Source organism: Variovorax sp. FW301-JW7, from assembly GCF_058788795.1.
Window position 1 is genome coordinate 1 of sequence record NZ_JBYTBC010000042.1, and the last position, 577, is coordinate 577.

1 protein-coding gene is annotated in these 577 nt (G+C 66.2%); it reads left to right on the forward strand.

Annotation, left to right across the window (positions count from 1 at the left end; translation table 11 throughout):
• Positions 1–32 precede the first annotated feature (32 nt).
• Positions 33–577: type VI secretion system Vgr family protein (locus AC3WQM_RS32005; RefSeq protein WP_492683865.1), on the forward strand; the 545-nt coding region annotated here is incomplete at its 3' end.

Consider the following 577-nt stretch of genomic DNA (forward strand, 5'->3'; position numbering starts at 1 on the left):
TGCGGGGCATGGTGCCCGGATGCACCTTCCAGTTGAAGAAGCACCCGAGGGAATCAGCCAATGCCGAGTACCTGATCCTGGACACCCACTTCCTCATCGAAGACGTCGCCGAAGACAGCCAGAACCGCGAAGCCAGTCCTGACCGGAAGCAGCAGTGGCGCGTGCAGGTCGACTTCACGGCCCACCCGGTCACAGAGCCCCTGCGGCCCGAGCCGACCCAACCCAAGCCCGCCATGGTCGGCCCCCAGGTGGCGCTGGTGGTGGGCCCCGAGGGGCAGAACCTGTGGACCGACGAGCTGGGGCGCATCAAGGTGCAGTTCCCCTGGGACCGGCAAGGACAGAAGAACCAGCACAGCAGCTGCTGGGTGCGGGTGAGCTCGCCGTGGGCGGGCAACCAGCTCGGGGGTATCCAGATTCCGCGCATCGGCCAGGAGGTCATCGTCAGCTTTATCGCGGGAGACGCAGACCTGCCCATCTGCATGGGCAGGGTGCACAACCAGGTGAACTTGCCGCCGTGGCAACTCCCTGGCCAGAGCGCATTGAGCGGGTTCAGGAGCCGGGAGCTGACGGAAGGTGG